General features: G+C 64.3%; 16 protein-coding genes. 11 read left to right on the forward strand and 5 right to left on the reverse strand.

Features of this window, described 5'->3' with window-relative positions:
• Positions 1-3 precede the first annotated feature (3 nt).
• Positions 4-450: a MarR family winged helix-turn-helix transcriptional regulator gene (locus C0V82_RS09240; protein ID WP_102112085.1), complete on the reverse strand. Its 447-nt coding sequence runs from the start codon at positions 448-450 to the stop codon at positions 4-6.
• Between the two features lie 99 nt (positions 451-549).
• Here C0V82_RS09240 and C0V82_RS09245 point away from each other — a divergent pair, with 99 nt between their 5' ends.
• Together C0V82_RS09245 and C0V82_RS09250 are read left to right on the forward strand one after the other, a co-directional pair.
• Positions 550-1,692, forward strand: a complete 1,143-nt coding sequence (locus tag C0V82_RS09245; protein WP_102112086.1) for a homogentisate 1,2-dioxygenase — start codon at positions 550-552, stop codon at positions 1,690-1,692.
• Positions 1,693-1,734: 42 nt separating this feature from the next.
• Entirely contained in the window at positions 1,735-2,748 is a 1,014-nt protein-coding gene (locus tag C0V82_RS09250; protein ID WP_102112087.1) for a fumarylacetoacetate hydrolase family protein, read from the forward strand.
• A 100-nt stretch (positions 2,749-2,848) separates the two neighbouring features.
• On the opposite strand, the gene C0V82_RS09255 is transcribed toward C0V82_RS09250, so the two are convergent.
• Positions 2,849-3,607: an SDR family oxidoreductase gene (locus tag C0V82_RS09255; RefSeq protein WP_102112088.1), complete on the reverse strand. Its 759-nt coding sequence runs from the start codon at positions 3,605-3,607 to the stop codon at positions 2,849-2,851.
• A 46-nt stretch (positions 3,608-3,653) separates the two neighbouring features.
• Between C0V82_RS09255 and maiA the strand changes: the two genes are divergently transcribed.
• Positions 3,654-4,286: a maleylacetoacetate isomerase gene (gene maiA / locus C0V82_RS09260; RefSeq protein ID WP_102112089.1), complete on the forward strand. Its 633-nt coding sequence runs from the start codon at positions 3,654-3,656 to the stop codon at positions 4,284-4,286.
• Between the two features lie 57 nt (positions 4,287-4,343).
• Here the strand turns inward: maiA and C0V82_RS09265 are convergent, their stop codons facing one another.
• Positions 4,344-5,366 (reverse strand): NADP-dependent oxidoreductase, encoded by a 1,023-nt coding sequence (locus tag C0V82_RS09265; protein WP_102112090.1) that lies wholly within the window; start codon positions 5,364-5,366, stop codon positions 4,344-4,346.
• Positions 5,367-5,558: 192 nt separating this feature from the next.
• Between C0V82_RS09265 and C0V82_RS09270 the strand changes: the two genes are divergently transcribed.
• Together C0V82_RS09270 and rraA are read left to right on the forward strand one after the other, a co-directional pair.
• Entirely contained in the window at positions 5,559-6,656 is a 1,098-nt protein-coding gene (locus C0V82_RS09270) for a GGDEF domain-containing protein (RefSeq protein WP_102112091.1), read from the forward strand.
• Positions 6,657-6,708: 52 nt separating this feature from the next.
• The gene (gene rraA, locus C0V82_RS09275) at positions 6,709-7,185 is read left to right on the forward strand and encodes a ribonuclease E activity regulator RraA (protein WP_102112092.1); all 477 of its coding nucleotides are present in this window, start codon (positions 6,709-6,711) and stop codon (positions 7,183-7,185) included.
• Between the two features lie 9 nt (positions 7,186-7,194).
• On the opposite strand, the gene C0V82_RS09280 is transcribed toward rraA, so the two are convergent.
• The gene (locus tag C0V82_RS09280; protein ID WP_158659831.1) at positions 7,195-12,069 is read right to left on the reverse strand and encodes an alpha-2-macroglobulin family protein; all 4,875 of its coding nucleotides are present in this window, start codon (positions 12,067-12,069) and stop codon (positions 7,195-7,197) included.
• Between the two features lie 186 nt (positions 12,070-12,255).
• On the opposite strand from C0V82_RS09280, the gene C0V82_RS09285 reads away from it, so the two are divergent.
• Complete coding sequence (locus C0V82_RS09285; RefSeq protein WP_102112094.1) at positions 12,256-13,665, forward strand: hypothetical protein; 1,410 nt, start codon at positions 12,256-12,258, stop codon at positions 13,663-13,665.
• Here the strand turns inward: C0V82_RS09285 and C0V82_RS09290 are convergent.
• On the reverse strand, positions 13,634-14,533 hold the full coding sequence (locus C0V82_RS09290; RefSeq protein ID WP_102112095.1) for a LysR substrate-binding domain-containing protein: 900 nt from the start codon (positions 14,531-14,533) through the stop codon (positions 13,634-13,636). The two genes, C0V82_RS09285 and C0V82_RS09290, sit on opposite strands and share 32 nt — an antisense overlap.
• A 107-nt stretch (positions 14,534-14,640) precedes the next feature.
• On the opposite strand from C0V82_RS09290, the gene C0V82_RS09295 reads away from it, so the two are divergent.
• The 5 genes from C0V82_RS09295 (at position 14,641) to C0V82_RS09315 (ending at position 17,938) form a co-directional block, all read left to right on the forward strand.
• A complete protein-coding gene (locus C0V82_RS09295; RefSeq protein WP_245924047.1) occupies positions 14,641-15,630 on the forward strand; it encodes a zinc-dependent alcohol dehydrogenase family protein in 990 nt (329 codons plus the stop codon).
• A gap of 172 nt (positions 15,631-15,802) precedes the next feature.
• A complete protein-coding gene (locus C0V82_RS09300; RefSeq protein WP_102112096.1) occupies positions 15,803-16,300 on the forward strand; it encodes a hypothetical protein in 498 nt (165 codons plus the stop codon).
• A gap of 346 nt (positions 16,301-16,646) precedes the next feature.
• Positions 16,647-16,907, forward strand: a complete 261-nt coding sequence (locus tag C0V82_RS09305) for a type II toxin-antitoxin system Phd/YefM family antitoxin (RefSeq protein WP_102112097.1) — start codon at positions 16,647-16,649, stop codon at positions 16,905-16,907.
• Complete coding sequence (locus C0V82_RS09310) at positions 16,907-17,323, forward strand: type II toxin-antitoxin system VapC family toxin (protein ID WP_102112098.1); 417 nt, start codon at positions 16,907-16,909, stop codon at positions 17,321-17,323. The genes C0V82_RS09305 and C0V82_RS09310 overlap by 1 nt, the downstream gene beginning before the upstream one ends.
• Before the next feature lie 27 nt (positions 17,324-17,350).
• Positions 17,351-17,938, forward strand: a complete 588-nt coding sequence (locus tag C0V82_RS09315; RefSeq protein WP_102112099.1) for a hypothetical protein — start codon at positions 17,351-17,353, stop codon at positions 17,936-17,938.
• Positions 17,939-18,073: the final 135 nt, after the last annotated feature.

The raw sequence follows: 18,073 nt of genomic DNA on the forward strand, positions 1-18,073 counted from the left end.
TGATCACAAAACATCCCGCGCCAGTTGCTCCAACTGGCCTTCCAGCTTGGCCGACAAGACCTTGAACTGCGCCAGTTCCCCCTCGTCCAGGCAGTTCAGCCACCGCTGCTGCCACTCCAGGGCCAAAGGCGCGATTCTCTCATAGAGTGCCCTGCCCTTGGGTGTGAAGGACAGACGCAGCAACCGCTGATCAGATGGGTGCGTGTCACGCGATAGCAGCCCCGCCTCCACCAGCGATGTCACGGCCCGGCTGACCTTGGCCTTGTCCATGGCGGAGCGTTCGACAATGTCGTTGGATGACAAGGGCTGTTCACGGCCCAGAATCGCCATCACGCGCCATTCGGGGATGGAAATGCCGAACTGCGCCTCGTACCGGCGCGCCAGCTCCCGGCTGACGCGCTTGGCCAGGACGTTCAGGCGATAGGGCAGAAAATCGTCAAGGTCGAGCATGTCGCAAGGGTGGCCTGCCCAAAGCGGACTTGCAAGCCCCTCATTGATCCGGCATATTCGTTTCATATGAAACGATATAGTTTCAAGCGGGAGAGCACCATGCGCCGGTACATTTCCTTCCCCCGTGTCGAGGGCACCTCCTCACGCCAGGCCCATGCCGACCTGCCGACGGGCACGTATGAGCGGGAGTTGGGCCGCGAGGGCTTCTTCGGCCCCGCAACCCACATGTACCATCGCAACGCCCCCACCGGCTGGACCAGTTGGGAAGGCCCCTTGCGCCCCCGCGCCTTCGACCTGAATCAACTGGTGGAGGGCATGTCCGTCGGACCCTGGGGGGCAAAGGAAGTGCTGTTCAACGCCCATTGCCGCATGCGCATGTGGCGCTGCGACCGGCCCATGGACCATCTGGCCCGCAATGGCGACGGCGACGACCTGATCTTCGTGCATGAGGGCGAGGGAGAGCTTTACTGCGACTATGGTCACCTGACCATTACGGCAGGCGACTATGTCGTCCTTCCGCGCGGCACCATGTGGCGTCTGAACCCGACCAAGCCGGTGACGGCCTTACTGATTGAGGCGACAGGATCGATCTACCAGCTACCCGACCGCGGCCTGGTCGGCCCGCATGCCGTATTCGATCCCGCCATCCTGGACACGCCCAAGATCAACGAGGCGTTTCTGGATCAGCAGTCAGACAATGGTCCGGGCGGTTCTTGGCGCGTGCTGGTGAAGCGGCGGGGTGCCATCAGCACGGTGACCTATCCGTTCAACCCGCTGGATGCCGTGGGCTGGAAGGGTGATCTGGCACCCGTGCGCCTGAATGTGAGGGATGTGCGGCCGCTGATGAGCCACCGCTACCACCTGCCACCCAGCGCACACACCACCTTCGTCGCCAACCGCTTCGTCGTCTGCACCTTCGCCCCGCGCCCGTTCGAGACGGATGAGGGGGCGATCAAGATCCCGTTCTTCCACAATAACGACGATTATGACGAGGTGCTGTTCTACCATGCCGGCGATTTCTTCAGCCGCGACAATATCAAGGCCGGCATGATGACCTTCCACCCATCAGGCTTCACCCACGGGCCGCACCCCAAGGCATTGGGCAAGATGCTGGTGCAAACCAAGCCCGCCACCGACGAATATGCCGTCATGGTCGATACCCGCGACGCGCTGGAGGTGGCGGACCTGCCGGGCGGCGTGGAGAACCCTGCCTACGCCGATAGCTGGCGCGTGAAACCGTAACAGCCTGCCATCACACAGATTTCCGTCCTGGAGTGTTCCCCCATGAAACTCGCTTCCCTACAGCAGGGCCGTGATGGCCGGTTGGTTGTCGTGTCGGATGACCTGTCGCGCTGCGTGCCCGTGCCGGAGATCGCGCTGACCCTGCAACAGGCGCTGGACCATTGGGACAACGTGGCCCTGGCGCTGAACGCCATTGCGGTCAGGCTGAACACCGGTGAGATCAAGGGCCAGCCCTTCGATGAGACGGAATGCGCCAGCCCTCTGCCGCGCGCCTATCAATGGGCGGATGGGTCGGCCTATGTGAACCATGTGGAACTGGTGCGGAAGGCCCGCAACGCAGAGATGCCGCCCAGCTTCTGGACCGATCCCCTGATGTATCAGGGCGGGTCCGACAGCTTCCTGTCGCCCCACGACCCGATCCTGATGGCGGATGAGGCCTATGGCATCGATCTGGAGGGCGAGGTGGCCGTGGTCACGGGCGATGTGCCTATGGGTGTCACCCCGGAGCAGGCCAAGGCCCATATCCGCCTTGTCATGCTGGTCAATGACGTGTCCTTGCGCGGCCTGATCCCGAACGAGTTGGCCAAGGGTTTTGGCTTCTTCCAGTCCAAGCCTAGCAGCGCCTTCAGCCCTGTGGCCGTCACGCCCGACAGCCTGGGCGACGCCTGGGATGGCGGCAAGCTGCATCTGCCCTTGTTGTCCGCCATCAATGGTCAGCCGTTCGGCAAGCCCAATGCCGGGGTCGACATGACCTTCGACTTCCCCACCCTGATTGCACATGCGGCCAAGACGCGCCCCCTATCGGCGGGCACCATCATCGGGTCGGGCACGGTATCCAACAAGGATCCGGATGGCGGGCCGGGCCGTCCGGTATCGGAAGGCGGCCTGGGCTATAGCTGCATCGCCGAAATCCGCACCATCGAGACCATCCGCGACGGCAAGCCCAGCACCCCTTTCCTGCGCTTTGGCGACCGCGTGCGGATCGAGATGAAGGATAAGGATGGGCGCTCCGTGTTCGGTGCCATTGATCAGGAAGTTGCCAAGTACGAGGGCTAGAGCGGCTTGCCGGAAGCCGCTCCGGCGGCGACTGCCGCCGCGCGGCACATGCCGCGTTAGCCAAGCCGCGGATGCGGCGCCGGCGACTGAGGCAACTTTGTTAAAGCCCCCGCAAGCCCCCGCTGGCCCGGATCACCTCCCCCGTGATCCAGGCGGCGTCGGGTCCGGCCAGCCAGGCGACCACGGCAGCAATGTCCTCAGGCTCCCCAATCCGGCCAAGGGCGGTACGCTTGATAATCTCGCCTTCGCGCGACCGGTCACCGGACTTGAACCGGTCGGTGGCGGTCACGCCGGGGGCGACGGTGTTGATATTGATGCCCAGCGGCCCCAGCTCCTGCGCCAGGACGCCGGTCATGGCATGCACGGCCCCCTTGGACGCGGCATAGACGGAACGGAGGCCCACGGGCATGTCGGTGATGACGCTGCCGATATTGATGATCCGCCCGCCGGGCTTCATCGCCCGCGCCGCCTCCCGCGCCATCAGCAGGGGCGTGGCGGCATTGACGGCCAGGACCTGGGCCAGTTCCAGCGAATTGATCTCCGCAATAGGCGCGAAACGGCCCGTGCCGGCATTATTGACCAGGATGTGGGGCACGCCCAGCGATGCCGACACGGCGGCGAACAGGGCCACGGCCCCGCCCCGGTCCGACAGGTCGGCAAGGTCGGCCTGGAAGGCCTGCGCCCTCACGCCATATTCGCGGCCACAGCGTTCGGCCAGTTCCTCCGCTGATTGCCGGTGGGATCCATAATGGACAGCCACATTCGCCCCCTCACGGGCCAGCCGTTCGGCAATCGCGGCACCGATGCCGCGGGAGGCCCCCGTAACCAATGCTATCCTGCCTTCCAACGGACGGGCCATCGCCCCCTCCCCCTCATCGCAACCCCTGGCCGGTGATACCACGAAGATGCAGCTTCACACCTATTTCCGCTCCTCCGCCGCCTATCGTGTCCGCATTGCGCTGGCGCTGAAGGGCCTTGCCTGGGACCCGGCCTATGTCCACCTGCTGAAGGACGGTGGTCAACAGAAGGCGCCCTCCTATCGGACCGTCAACCCGCAGGGACTGGTGCCAACCCTGGTGGATGGCGACGCGGTCATCCCGCAATCGCTGGCCATTCTGGAATATCTCGAGGAACGGCACCCGACACCGGCCCTGCTGCCGGCAGACCCGGCAGGACGGGCCAAGGCGCGCGCCATGGCGTTGGCGATTGTCGCGGACATCCACCCGCTCAACAATCTGCGCGTCCTGACCTATCTGCGTGGCACCCTGGGTCAGGGAGAGGAAGCCGTGAAGGCCTGGATCGTACATTGGACGGCGGAAGGGTTCGCGGCCCTGGAGCAGATGGCGGAGGGACCGGACTTCTGCATCGGCCGGGCGCCCAGCTTCGCCGACCTGTGCCTGGTGCCACAGATGTTCAACGCCCGGCGATTTGGCGTGGACCTGACACCCTATCCGAAGCTGGTGGCCATCGACGGCCATTGTCAGGCGCTGCCGGCGTTCCAGGCGGCGGCTCCCGGGCGGCAGGGGGATGCGGAATAACAAAAGGCCCCTTCCGATTCAACCGAAGGGGCCTGTTCATTTGGATGAGCCGGCGCCTTACCGCGCCGGCTCGTCCGAAATCTGAACCGCCAGCTTGCCGGTATTGCCGCCCGTGAACAGCTTGTTGAAGCTGGTCAGGGTGTTCTCCAGGCCCTGGTCCAGCTCCACCTTCCACTTGATCTGTCCAGCGGCCAGCCAGGGGCCCATTTCGGCATACATCTCCGCCATGCGGGGCGCGTAATCCAGGACCAGGAACCCCTCCATCCGCGCCCGGCGGCTGACCAGGACGGACAGGTTGCGCGGGCCGGGCGCCGGCTCAGTGGAATTATACTGGCTGATGGCACCACAGAATGGGATACGACCCTTCACGTTCAGCAGGCTCAGCGCCACCTCTGTGATTTCGCCGCCCACATTCTCGAAATAGATATCGATGCCGTCGGGCACAGCGTTCTTCAGCGCCTTCTGCCAGCCCTTTTCCTTGTAATTGACGGCGGCGTCATAGCCCAGCTCGCCCGTCAGCCAGTTGCACTTGTCAGCAGACCCGGCAATGCCGACAGCGCGGCAGCCCTTCAGCTTGGCGATCTGCCCGACCAGGGAGCCGACGGCACCGGCGGCGGCGGAAACGACAACCGTCTCGCCTTCCTTCGGCTTGCCGATATCCAGCAGGCCGAAATAGGCCGTGGCCCCCGTCATGCCCAGCGGCCCCATATAGGCCAGCAGCGGCAGGCCCGGAATGTTCGGCACGCGGCCAAAGGACGACCCGTCGGCAACGGTATAGTCGGCCCAGCTGCCCATGCCGGTGACGATATCACCGACCTTGAACTTGGCATGGTTGGACTGATCCACTACGCCCAGCACCAGACCACGCATGGTGGTATTCAGCGGGACCGCCGGCAGGTAGCTGTCATACTGCATCCAGACCGCATTGGTCGGGTCCAGCGACAGATAGACGGAGCGGACCCGGATCTGCCCCTCGCCGGCGTCGGGCACCGGCGCCTCGCGCAGGGACAGAACCTCGCTGAAATTTCCGCCCTTGGGGCGGTCCAGCAGCAGCCAGTGACGGTTGATCGCGGTGGACATGGAAATCTCCCAGATGATTTATCGGATGATTGAGGGACAGCATCGTTCAAACGATTGTTCGACTCAAGTGCGTTTTCGTCCGATCGTTCGAAAATCAACAGCCGCGACGGGTTGTCATCCCAACGGTGTTGGCGCAACATCACCAGACCCAGGAAACAGTGGAAAGCCCGCAAAGACGGGCCGGGTGGGGGGATGGGTTTTCTTTTGCCAACTTTTGACGACGCGACAGAACAGCGTTTCGACGTGTGGCGCGCCTCGCGTCTGAACGATGCCTTGTCTGCCCCGGTGGCAATCGGTGCATTGGCCATGTTCAGCTTCTTGCTGTGGGACTGGCTGCTGGACCCAACTCAGTTCTATGCCTGCATTGCTATCCGCACCGTCGGTACGCTGGCCATGCTGTGGTGCGCCTGGACATACCGATCCAGGCGCCTGTCGCCACGGGCGTTGCAGGCGGTCGGTATGCTGGCCGTGACATCGGGAACCGTCACTATCGCCGCGACGCAGTATGTGCTTAAGGACGGTTTTCTTTATGGGCCTGCCGGTCTGGCCCTATTCCCCACGGTGTCGGCGGTGGTGGTGACACGGGCTCGGCAGGCACCATTGGTCAATCTTCCTGGCTTCATCTTGGTGCTGGTGCTGCTGTGGGTGCAAGGGATTGAGGGTTTCACGCGTTTCAACGTCACCATGTTCGTTGGGACCGGCATTTTTGCCTCGTTCATCCTGGCACTCGCCCTGGAACACACTGCTCGCTATGGGTTTCAGCTTGAATTGAAGCTGGAGGAACAAGCCCATATCGATCCGCTGACCGGCATCGCCAATCGCCGCCGGCTAGAAGATCGGGCGCGGGAGGAGGTGGAACGTGCGCGTCGGTTCAACCGGCCCCTGTCGCTGATGATCATGGATCTGGACCATTTCAAGGGCGTCAATGACCGCCATGGGCACCCGTTCGGCGACAAGGTACTGCGGACCTTAGCCAAGGTGGGGCATGCAAATCTGCGTCAAACCGACCTGTTCGCGCGGGTGGGGGGCGAGGAATTCGTGGTGCTGATGCCGGAAACCACCCCGGACACGGCGGCACAGATTGCCGAACGCCTGCGCAGCCAGCTATCCGACACCCCCGTGACGGAAGAGGGTGTTACGACAACGGTAACACTCAGCATCGGCATTTCCGTCTATGGGCCGGAAGCGCAGACAGTGGAGGCGCTGATGGCCCAAGCTGACCGTGCCTTGTATGCCGCCAAAGCCCAGGGCCGCGACCGTGTGGTGATCAGTCGCGGAGGGCTGGGTTAGCGCGCCGACACAGGATATTCTGCGGGTTCTGACCCAACCGGAGTATCGAACGATGGATTTCGCTACCGCCGATCTGGTCGATGCACATGAGCCTGTGATCGCCAGTTGTTCCACGCAGTTTCGCAGTTTCGGGAGCTATGCCCGCTTCGCCGGCCCCATCCGCACCGTTCGCTGCCACCGCGACAACGCCTTGCTGAAATCAATCCTGTCCACGCCGGGCGATGGTGCCGTGCTGGTGGTGGATGGCGGCGGGTCGCTGGCATCGGCCCTGGTGGGCGATGTCATCGCGGGGCTGGCTGTCCGGAATGGCTGGTCGGGGATCATCGTCAACGGCGTGATCCGGGACAGCGTCGCCATATCGGCCTTGCCCCTGGGCCTGAAGGCCCTGGGCACCAATCCGCTGAAAAGTGCGAAAACCGGGGCGGGAGAGGCGGATGTGACCGTCGCTTTCGGTGACTGCACCTTCACGCCTGGCCACTGGGCCTATGCGGATGAGGACGGGGTGGTCGTTCTGCCCACCCCAGCCTGATCCTCACACTCACGGCGCCGGCGGTACGGCTTCTGCCGCCGGTGCCGCGACGGGGGCCGGCGGCAGGACCGTCAATGTGCCTGCCGCCGTACGAGCATAACGGCTGCCATCAATCAGATCGTCCAGGCGGGCCGACGGCAGGGTGAAGTTACCCTGGGTAACGGCACGCGCCAGATAGACCAGACGGAAATTGCCGCTGTCGGGCATCCCATCCAGAGCAGCCACAAACCGGTCGTCGCGGAATTCCACCAGGGCCGCTTCCGACAAGGTGCCCAGCCAGGACAGATCGCCCAACTGCGCGCTGCCGGCCAGCCGCACATTCTCCACCACCAGACCGGCAGGCAGCGGGTCGATCAGCAGCAGCGGACCCGTCAGCGGCTGTTCGGCCTTGCCCTCCAGCACCACGACCAGCAGGTCGCCGGCGCGGATGTTCTTCAGGTTGGCCGGCCTGCCCTTGCCATCCTTGAACTGCCGCGTCAGCGTCAGGCCACCCGTCGCTTCCGCCTTGTCAGGGGTAGACAGGATGCCGGCGATGGTGGTCAGAGTGCGGACCGGCGCATCGCCCTTGTTGGCGATGGACAGGGACGCGCCATCGGCCAGCGCGCGCAGCAGAGGGCCGTTATTGCCCGTTACCGCCTGCCCATCCACCGTCAGGTTCAGGGCCGGGCCGCGTGTGGCCAGCGCCTGTGCCGCCAGAAGCAGCCAAGCGCGTTCCTGCGTAGCCACCAGTGCCGGATCCCGCAGCATGCCGGCCAGGGCGTTTTCCTCTGCCTGGATGCGGGCGGGATCGGCACTGGCGGCAATGAGTAGGGCCAACGTCGCCGCCCGGTCACGCAGCGGACTGCCGAAATCGCGCACGCCCGCCACACCCGGTAACGGATCATCCAGACGCGACAGGATGTCACCCGCCCGTTGGCCATCGCCCAGGATGGCGAAGGCAGCGGCAATCTGCGCCCGCGCTAGTCTAGTCGGTACGCGCGCCTGGAACGTCTCCTGGAAGAAGCGCACCGGCGTAGCATCAATAGCGCGGGCACGTGCCGCGACATAGAGCGCATAGGCGCGTGCCGGCAGTTCCGCATCCTCCACCCAGCTATTGCCGATGGAGCGGACCAGCCAATCCATGCCGCGGCGATAGCCATCTTCGGGCACAGTGAACCCCGCCTCCCGCGCGCGGGTCAGCACGTCGAGTGCAAAAGCCGTCAGCCAAGGGTCAGCAGGGCCTTCATGCGACCAGAGAGAGAAGGCACCGTCGGCCCGCTGACGTCCGATCAGCCGTTCGACCAGATCGTCTGCCTTGGCCTTCAACTTCTCATCCGCCGGAAGACCCAAGGCCTTCTGCCAGTCATTGGCACCGGGCAGCGGCAACAGGCGCGAGGCAATCTGATCCGCCGACCCGAAGGGCCGCGCATCGATCAGCAGCAGATGGGTCAGTGCATCCAGCGTGTCATGCGTACTTGCCATGGCCAGCTTCCAGGAGGCACCGGCGATGGCCCCATCCGGTTTCGGCACCGACAGGGAGGCCGTCTGGCCGGGCGCGATCTGACCGCGAACCTGCGTGGCCGCGACGGCATGGGCCGGGCGGATATTGAGGGGGAAGCGGCGGGTCAGGCTGTAGCCTTCGGGGCCCGTCACATTGACAACCAGTACGCCATAGCCGGGATCACCCGCCACCAGGGTGCGGTCGATGGACAGTTTGCGGCCCCGCGCCAGGGCCTGGAAGCTGGTTTCGGCCTTACCGCCTTCCAGCTTAACCGGCCCTTCCGCCGTCAATGACACCTTGTAGGCCCCTCGCACGGGACCCGACACATTTTCCAGGTTCAGGGCGATGCGCGCCCTGTCACCGGGTGCCAGGAAGCCCGGCAGGGTCATGTCGGTGGCGATATCGTCGCGCACATCCAAGGCACCCTTGCCCACGCCCACCTTGGCATCTGACCAGGCGACGGCGGTCAGGGACAGGCGGCCCGCCATATCGGGCAGGACCAGATTAACCTCCGCCTTACCATCGGCACCGACCGTCACCACGCCGGAATGCAATGCCGTCACGGGACCGCTGCGCGGCGCCGTTGTGATACGGGTACCGCCCTTTTCCTTATCGCCACCATTGGCGGGCGCGGGGGCGGCGGTATTGTCGGGATTGACCAGACGGCCATAGACATCGCGCAGCTCTACGGCCAGCCGGCGCTTGCCCAGGAACCAGCCGACCGGATCGACTGTCTGGGTTTCCGGCAGGCGGGCCACGCTTTCATCCACCGCCGTCACCAGCAGGCGGATGGTCGATCCCGGCTCCGCCCCCGTCACCGTCACAGGCAGCTTCACGCTCCCGCGCGGATGCACCGCCGGCTGTTCGGCGATGGCGACCGACAGGGAACGGTCGGCGGGATCGACGGCGACCCAGCCCATGCCCAAGGCGCGGCGCGGCGGCGTACGATTACCGGCGTCGGCGGGCGCGAACGACGTGGCCAGCACATAGGCACCGGCAGTGATGTCTTCGGGCAGCGGCAGTTCGACGAAAGCCCCCTCCGTCCCTATCTCGCTGACCAGCGTGTGGCGGATGGCGCGGTCAGCCAGCGCGATGGCCACCGTCCCGGCATAGGGGGGGCGCACGAAGACGCGAACCTTTTGACCCGGCTTGTGCAGGGGTTCCTGCACCTTTACCTCCACCGCGTCCGGCGTGTCGACCAGCTTGGCCGATACCCACCAACCGGCGGAGAAACGCACCGACGAGGCGATCCCCGTCGCCGGATCAAACACCTCCAGCCGGTAACGCCCGGCCCGGACCTGTTCCTCTATGGTCGCCGGCTGCCCGGCGGCGACATTGATCGAGCCGCCCGTCAGGCGGCGATCCTTCACGATGGTGCGGTATTCCCAGCGGCCATCGGCAGCGTACCATTCATAGTCATATTCTTCTTCGAACAGGTCCCAGGTCAGGCCATTGCGGGCGAGCTTCTGCCCATCCGGGGCCACGGCCAGGACATCGATGGCCACCGTCGCCCCTTCCGGCACGGCATCACCGCTGAAATTGGGCTTCAGACCCAGCGCGAAGGGCTGGAATTCCACCGGCAGGACCAGTTCCTTATCGACCGAGCGGCCACCGACATCATGCAGGGTGGCGCGCAGCACCGCCTCCAGCCGACGGCTGGTATCGGGCAGCTTACCCAGGTCGAAGGTCAGAACAGCCTTGCCATCGGCACCCGTGGTAAAGCCGGGCAGTGCCCGCCTTTCCGGGGCCAGGCTTTGCTGCGCCAGACCGAAACGGTACCCGTCCAGGCCGGCGCGTGGCTTGTCGGTAGGCCGCAGGGTCAGCGTGATCTCACCCGGCAGCAAACCGGCAGCCCCGCCAGTCAGGTAACGGGCGTCAACCGTCAGCCCGACCTTGCCATCGGCACCGATACGGGCACGGTCGGCAGTCAGGTCGAATCCGACGCGGGCAGGGGCGACCTCCCCCACATTGAACCGCGTCTGGCCCACCGGCGGGCCATTGGGGTCCAGATGCGCCGTCGCCGTCCAGCGGCCCGACGGCGCGTTGGCGGGCAGTTCCACACGCCAGACATGGGCACCGGCCCCGCCATCATCGACCAGCCGGCGCTCCACCTCCAGCCCATCCGGGCGCACCACCTTGAAGGTCAGCTTCTGTCCCGGCAGCGCCTTTGCATCCGCGTCGCGCAGCAGCGCCGTCAGCCAGACCGGATCACCGGGTCGATAGGCCCCACGCTCAGGAAACAGATAGGCATCGGCATTGCCGGTCAGCAGACGGCCGCCGTCACCCTTGCCGATCAGTTCCACTGCTGGCGCACCGAAATCAAGCAGGGAAAAGCCGCCATCGGGTGTGGAGGCGAACAGGGCCTGAGGAGCGGCCTCATTGGCGCCCCCCACCTGGGCCCCATCGAATCGGGCCAGACCATCGGCACCGGTGACCGCCCGGCCCAGTTCCCGCTTGTCGCGGGCCACCAGACGCAGCTCAACACCAGCCTGCGGCTTGGCCGACGACAGGCTGCGCGCGAAGACATACAGGCCGTTGCCGGCCTTGAAGCTAGTCAGGCCCAGGTCGGAAACGACGAACCATTGCGTGGCACGCTTGTCCCAGGCCTGGAAGGACAGGGCAGCATCCTCTGCCACCGCGACGTAGACGCCGGGGGCCAGATCACCGATCACGGCATCAATGGGAAAGGCGATCTGGGCGGCCTTGTTCCGCTCACCCCCGATGGCCATCTCCCCGCGCCAGACCTTCTCCCCCTTCTGGTCCAGGACATCGCCGATCTCGAACTCGGTCATGGTCTGGTTGGAGCGGCCATAATAAAGCTGCTCCACCAGGGCACGGTCATTCAGGCGCAGCACCGTCAGGCGCGCCCGTTCCACATTTACACCGCGCAGGGGCAATCCCTCTGCATCCACGCGCGGCAGGATGTAGCCCTGGCCCCGGAAGGACAGGCTGGGCTTGCGATCGGGCACGGCCAGATCACGGCTGATGGCGTCGCTCAACTTTTCCTTGGCACCCGCCGCCGGCAGGCCGGCATTGATGGTCACGGCATAGCGCTGGCCATGTTTCAGGCCGTCCAGGCACAGGCTTTGGTCGCGTACCGCGATGGACACACCCTGCGCCGGCTCCACCGTCACGAACCGCGTCAGTTCATTGCTGCGGCCACGCGGGCGCGGCAGGGGGCGGGAGAAGGCGAAACAGGCCTGCGGTTTATCCCGCTCGGCGGCGATTTCCACCCCCGTCAGCTCAAACGGGCGCGTCTCTGGCCCGGCCTTTGGCGGGGCGGCGGGTGGCGGCGCCCCCTCCTGCGCGGCAAGAGCGGCGGGCGCCAGGAGAAGACCCGTGGCGAACAGCAGTGCGGGAATGCGCGGCATATTGATCGGAATGCGGATGACGGGAGGGAACATGCATAGCATGAAACGCCGGGAATATGGCGTCACAACGGCCAGAGGACGCTGTTTTCAGGCAGTTTGCAACAAGGTCGTTGGCATGACGCCATTCCGCAAGCGCACGATGCGGGGTTTCATTGCCTGATCCCCGCCATCATGTTAGCGCCATGCTGGACAAACCATGTTCCGCACCCCAGAGGTCCCATGACAGATGCCGATGACAGTCAGGTACCGCAGCGCCGCGTGCCACAGCTGGACTGGCCCCGGCTGATCCTCTGGCTGGGTGGATTCGCTCTGCTGGGGCCGGCGCTGTGGAACGGCTTTCCCATCGTGTTCTTCGACACGGCCGGGTACATCAAGCGTGTGCTGGACTGGGATCTGGAACCGGGCCGGTCCTTCTTCTATGGCCTGTTCCTCTATGTCACGTCCGGCGGCTGGTTCAGTTTCTGGGGGCCGATCCTGGCGCAGGCAGGGGCGACGCTCTGGCTGATCCATCTGCTGCTGCGCGCGCATGGAATCGGATTCCGGGATTGGCCGTTGCGGCAGGTGACGGGGGCGGTCGCCATCGGCCTGGCGGCCCTGACGGGCGTGTCCTGGTATGTGGCGCAGGTGATGCCGGATATCCTGCTGCCGCTGCTGGTCCTCTGTTTCTGGCTGCTATCTTTTCGCTGGGACGATCTGGACTGGGCGGAGCGTTTGGGCGTGGCGGTCATCGGCCTGCTGGCCTTGATGTCACATATGTCCTCCATGGCGCTGGCCGGTGGGCTGGTCCTGACCATCGCAGCGGCCAAGGGGCTGGACCGCTGGCGGGGCTGGGGCCTGTCACCGCGTGTCTGGCCGGCGGCGGTCCTGCTGGTCTTGTCGGTCGTGGCCATGCCGACCCTGCATATGGCGCTGATCGGCAAGCCGGGCTTCACGCCGGGTGGGCCCGTCTTCATCTTCGGGCGGCTGGTGCAGGATGGGCTGGCCCAGCGTTACCTGAGCGACCATTGCCCTGATCCGACCATTAAGCTGTGTGCCTTTAAGGACAATCTGCCCGCCACCGCCGATGATTTCATTTGGCATAAGGACAGCCCATTCGTGGCCATCGGCGGCTGGGACAGTGCCTCACCGGAGCTGTCGCGGCTGGTCGGTGGTATCGTCAGCGCCTATCCCGGCGCCTTCCTGTCAACGGCGCTGGTCGCCACCAAGGATCAGGTACTGATGGTCCAGACGGGTGACGGGCTGGATGAGTGGCAGGAGGTGACACGCTGGATCTTCCGCGCCTTCATGGCCGATGGCATGCATCAGGCCTTTGCCGGGGCCAAGCAGCAGCGGCAGAAGACGACGCAGGACCTATTCGATGCGCTGAACCTGATCCATGTGCCGGTGGCGCATCTGTCGGGACTGGGCCTGATCCTGGTGGCCGTCTGGGGCTTTCGCACCGGTCGGCGCGATCTGTCGGCGCTGGCCCTGTTCGTCCTGATCGCGCTAATCGGCAATGCCTTCATCAATGGTGCCCTGTCCAACCCGCATGACCGGTATCAAAGCCGCATCGTCTGGCTGGCGACCCTGGTGGTGGGGCTGGCGGCGTTGCGGGCCGTCACGCCGCCACGGTCAGGGGCGGCAGGCTGATCGCCTGGATTTCCCGTACCAGGAAATCAATCAGGGGCTGGATCGGGCCATCCTTGGCCCGATCCTCCCCAAACACCGCCGTTTCCACCGGGTCCAGTGCTGGGAACCCATCCGCTGGCCCCAGCACCCGCAGACCAGGCACCAGGGCGCCTGCACCCAGGCAAGTCACGCCCAGCCCGGCCAGGGCCGCCGCCCGCACCGCCATGAAGGACCCGCTGGCGTAGGTCGTGTGCCAGGGCCGCCCCGCCCGGTCCAAGGCGGCCACAGCGCGGGTCCGGTAGATGCAGGGATCGGGCAGCAGGCACAGGGGTACCGGCGCATCCCCCGCGTCTGCCCGCCAGTCGCTGGACGCCACCCAGACCACGGGTTCGCGCCAGAGGAACCGGCCCTGCGGCCCCGTCTCGTTACGCTTGGCGATCACCACATCCAGGCGGCCCTCGGCAATCTCCTGCACCATATCGCTGCCCAGACCCACACTCACATCCAGGCGGACGCGCGGATGGGCGCGGCGGAACCGGGCCAGCAGCAGGGGCAGATGTTCGGGCGCGAAATATTCCGCCACCCCGAACCGCACCAGCCCCGCCGCCTCTGGTGCCATCAGGCGCGCCACCGTCTCATCATTCAGGGCCAGCAGACGGCGGGCATAGGAGAGCAGCAATTCCCCCTCCCCCGTCAGGGTCATGGCCCGGCCTGTGCGGTCAAACAGGCTACGGCCCAGCGTGGCCTCCAGCCGTTTGATCTTCATGCTGATGGCCGATTGCGTGCGGTGCAGCCGTTCGGCGGCCGCCGTGAAGCCTTCATGGTCGACGATGGCCACAAAGGCCCGCAGCGCATCCATATCCAGATCGGTCAACCGGCCCACCATCATCACAATCCTTGATCATTTTCATAAAGATAATTCGTTTCCCTTATTCAAAGGTCAAGCCCATCCTGTTCCCATGAAACGGGCCGATGGCCCCCAACCCGATGGAGATAATGATGAAGGCGGTCCTGCTGAAGGATTTCGGTGGCGTGGAACATTTGGAACTGGCCGACCTGCCCACGCCCGTGGCCGGCCCCGGTCAGGTGCTGGTGAAGATCCACGCGGCCAGCGTGAACCCGGTCGATACCAAGATCCGCAAGAATGGCCGCGCCATTGCCGCCGACCTGCCCTCCATCCTGGGCTGTGACATGGCCGGCACCGTGGTCGCCCTGGGCGATGGGGTCAGCGGCTTCACCGTCGGGCAGGCCGTTTATGGCTGCGTCGGTGGGGTAAAGGGGCTTCAGGGCACCTATGCCGAGTATGTGGCCGCCGACGCCAGACTTCTGGCCCCTGCACCCGCCGGCCTGTCGCTGCGGGATGCCGCCGCCCTGCCGCTGGTCACCCTGACGGCGTGGGAGGCGTTGGTGGACCGGGCGCGGGTGCAGCCGGGACAGAAGGTGCTGATCCATGGCGGGGCCGGCGGGGTGGGCCATGTTGCCATCCAGATCGCCAAGATGCAGGGTGCCCATGTCACCACCACCGTTTCGTCCGATGAAAAGGCCGATCTGGCCCGGTCGTTTGGCGCGGACGAGGTGGTGAACTACAGGACGGAGCCGGTGGAGGCCTATGTCGCGCGCCTGACGGGCGGTCAGGGCTTTGACATCGTGCTGGACGCCACGGGCGGCAGCGATATCGCCACCAGCTTTGCCGCCGCGCGGTTCAACGGGCAGGTGGTGACCATCGTTGCCGGCTATACCGCCGACCTGTCGCCCATGCATGGCAAGGGGTTGAGCCTGCATGTTGTCTTCATGCTGCTGCCCATGCTGTACGACCATGGCTTTGCCATCGACCGCGCGCATCAGGGCCGGGTGCTGGCCGACCTGTCGGGCAAGCTGCGCCCCCTGGTCGACCCCACCCGCTTTACCCTGGCCGATGTCGGTGCCGCCCATACGCGGCTGGAGGAGGGCAAGGCACAGGGCAAGCTGGTGATTGACGTTGCCTAAGCCTGCTTCAACAGGGCGCATTGAAACATTGCCCTTGATCCGCCACTTTGTTGCATGAACATTGTTCTCTGGCGAAGGTTTCGGCCTTCGCCAGCGTATAAGCATGCAGGGGCGGTGCGGCCGGCGGCACGGGAATGATGCCGGTGATAGAATGCGTCAAGGAGCGTAGGTCATGAAATTCAACCGTCAAACGACCATCCGGGGCCTGATCGCCGCCGGCGCGCTGCTGGGGCTTTCGGCCTGCGCCAATCCGCAGGCCGATCAGGCCGCCTATGCGCAGCAGGCCTTCGTCGGCATGCCCAAGCAAACCCTGCTGTCCTGCGCCGGCGTGCCGACGCGCAGCGCCAGCGTCGACAATGTCGATTACTACACCTACACGTCGGAACGGCTGGTCACCACCCCGGCCCCCGGCCCGCATTTGGGCTTCGGTTACGGCTATGGCTACCGCCGCCCCTGGTCGCCCTGGGGCTGGGGCGTCGGCTTTGATGATTACCCCGAAACCGAAACCCGCGACTGCCAGGCCACCTTCACCCTGAAGGACGGCGTGGTGCAGCGCATCGTCTATAACAGCGCCAGCGACGGCCAGTCCGCCCGCCTGGGCCAATGCTATCGCATCGTCGAAAACTGCCTGGCCCTGATCCCGCAGCAGCAAAGCCAGCAGCCGAAGTAAGCGGCGCGCAGGTTTTACGCAGAAGAAAAAAGCCCGGTGGATCGCTCCACCGGGCTTTTTTCATGGGCCCCACCGGCACCGCCGGGCGGCCCCGTGCAACAGGATGCAACACAAAACAAGGGTGCGTTTCATCCTTCCCGCGCTTCAGAGTCCGAACGGCGGCAACTCCGAATTGGGAAGGACGGGGTGGTGGCGTTGATGAGCGTAGTGTAGCAGAAGTGGCCCCGGAAGTCAGCGGTTAGGGTGCGGTGGGGCAGCCCGGGGGATCCATCTCAATCTCTGACCCAGGCTTGGCGACTGCTGGGCCATGTAGTAACATAGCTACATTAAAGGCAGGAGGTGCGCGATGGCCGTTACAACGGTATCCAGCCGGGAATTGAACCAGGATTTAGGCAAGGCGAAGCGCGCCGCCACGCAAAACCCCGTCATCATCACCGACCGGGGCAAGCCGGCGTTCGTGTTGCTGTCCTATACGGAATATCAGCGTCTGAACGGTGCCGCACCGGGCCGCAATCTGGTGGAAGCATTGTCCATGCCCGGCCTATCGGAGATCAATTTTGATCCCCCAAAGGCGGACATGCGGTCCCGCCCGGTGGACTTTTCCTGATGTATTTGTTGGACACGAATGTTGTTTCGGAACTGCGCAAACTGGGCGATGGGCGCGCCGATGCCAATGTGACGGCATGGTTGGCGAACCGGGATGCCAACAGCTTTTTCATATCCGTGATCACGGTGATGGAACTGGAGATTGGCATCCTGCGTGTTGAACGGCGGGATCAACGACAGGCCAGCCTCCTGCGCCAATGGGTCGATACGATTGTGCGGCCAGAATTCTCCGCCCGGACCTTACCCATTGATGACGCCATCGCCCTACGCTGCGCCCGACTGCATGTCCCCGACCCCAGAAGCGACCGCGACGCGCTCATCGCCGCCACAGCACTGCATCATGGCATGTCGGTTGTGACGCGAAACGTTGCGGATTTCACGGCGACGAGGGTTCCGCTGATCAATCCTTGGGAATAGTGGATATCAACGAATGAGAGGCGTCCCGTGCGACAACCCGATGAGCAAGCGGATCTTGAGCTAGTTGCCAACTATCTAGCTACCCGGAACCTGATAGTTAGCCGGTTCGAGCACGCAGAGACACAGAAGGGTAAAACACCAGACTTTCGTGTAGTTTGCGGGGAGTATTTGGTTGCCTATTGCGAAGTGAAGTCTCCTCAAGATCCATGGTTGGACGAACTGCTTGATGGTGCCCAACCGGGGGCCATCGTTGGCGGAATGCGGGATGATCCGATATTCAACCGTCTCTCCCGACACATGGCGAATGCCGCAAAGCAATTCGATGCGGTAAATCCTAAAAGAACCGCGATCAACATTTTGGCTTTTGTTAATCACGATGATGCATCGAACTTCGGCGACATACGTGAAATTGTGACAGGCTATTTCCATGCGACTGATGGCACGCGCATTGCTTCGATGCTGGAATTGGCAAATGGACGCTTGCTTGAGCCAAGGCGTAAAATTGATGCTATTCTTTGGTTTGAAGCCAGTGAAAAGTTATTCGTGGGCGCAATGATAAATGACGCCGAACCGACGCGAGAGCAACTGATCAGAAACTTATTAAAGTTGCAGTGAGAGCGCGGGCAGAAGGTACTGACTTGCAAGCCATTTATCCCAATCGAGCGACGACGGTCTTTGATTAGGAACATAGTGCACCCCAACAAAAAAGCCCGGCGGATCGCTCCGCCGGGCTTTTCTTCACTCCACTCC

The sequence above is a fragment of the Niveispirillum cyanobacteriorum genome (assembly GCF_002868735.1).
In the GTDB taxonomy this organism is placed as follows: Bacteria; Pseudomonadota; Alphaproteobacteria; order Azospirillales; family Azospirillaceae; genus Niveispirillum; species Niveispirillum cyanobacteriorum.

Coding starts and splice junctions, on each gene's coding strand:
- C0V82_RS09280 (WP_158659831.1), bottom strand. CDS start 12,069: ATGTTCCCTCCCGTCATCCGCATTCCGATCAATATGCCGCGCATTCCC.
- C0V82_RS09285 (WP_102112094.1), top strand. CDS start 12,256: ATGACAGATGCCGATGACAGTCAGGTACCGCAGCGCCGCGTGCCACAG.
- rraA (WP_102112092.1), top strand. CDS start 6,709: ATGGATTTCGCTACCGCCGATCTGGTCGATGCACATGAGCCTGTGATC.
- C0V82_RS09310 (WP_102112098.1), top strand. CDS start 16,907: ATGTATTTGTTGGACACGAATGTTGTTTCGGAACTGCGCAAACTGGGC.
- C0V82_RS09305 (WP_102112097.1), top strand. CDS start 16,647: ATGGCCGTTACAACGGTATCCAGCCGGGAATTGAACCAGGATTTAGGC.
- C0V82_RS09250 (WP_102112087.1), top strand. CDS start 1,735: ATGAAACTCGCTTCCCTACAGCAGGGCCGTGATGGCCGGTTGGTTGTC.
- C0V82_RS09240 (WP_102112085.1), bottom strand. CDS start 450: ATGCTCGACCTTGACGATTTTCTGCCCTATCGCCTGAACGTCCTGGCC.
- C0V82_RS09290 (WP_102112095.1), bottom strand. CDS start 14,533: ATGATGGTGGGCCGGTTGACCGATCTGGATATGGATGCGCTGCGGGCC.
- maiA (WP_102112089.1), top strand. CDS start 3,654: ATGCAGCTTCACACCTATTTCCGCTCCTCCGCCGCCTATCGTGTCCGC.
- C0V82_RS09245 (WP_102112086.1), top strand. CDS start 550: ATGCGCCGGTACATTTCCTTCCCCCGTGTCGAGGGCACCTCCTCACGC.
- C0V82_RS09255 (WP_102112088.1), bottom strand. CDS start 3,607: ATGGCCCGTCCGTTGGAAGGCAGGATAGCATTGGTTACGGGGGCCTCC.
- C0V82_RS09270 (WP_102112091.1), top strand. CDS start 5,559: ATGGGTTTTCTTTTGCCAACTTTTGACGACGCGACAGAACAGCGTTTC.
- C0V82_RS09300 (WP_102112096.1), top strand. CDS start 15,803: ATGAAATTCAACCGTCAAACGACCATCCGGGGCCTGATCGCCGCCGGC.
- C0V82_RS09265 (WP_102112090.1), bottom strand. CDS start 5,366: ATGTCCACCGCGATCAACCGTCACTGGCTGCTGCTGGACCGCCCCAAG.
- C0V82_RS09295 (WP_245924047.1), top strand. CDS start 14,641: ATGATGAAGGCGGTCCTGCTGAAGGATTTCGGTGGCGTGGAACATTTG.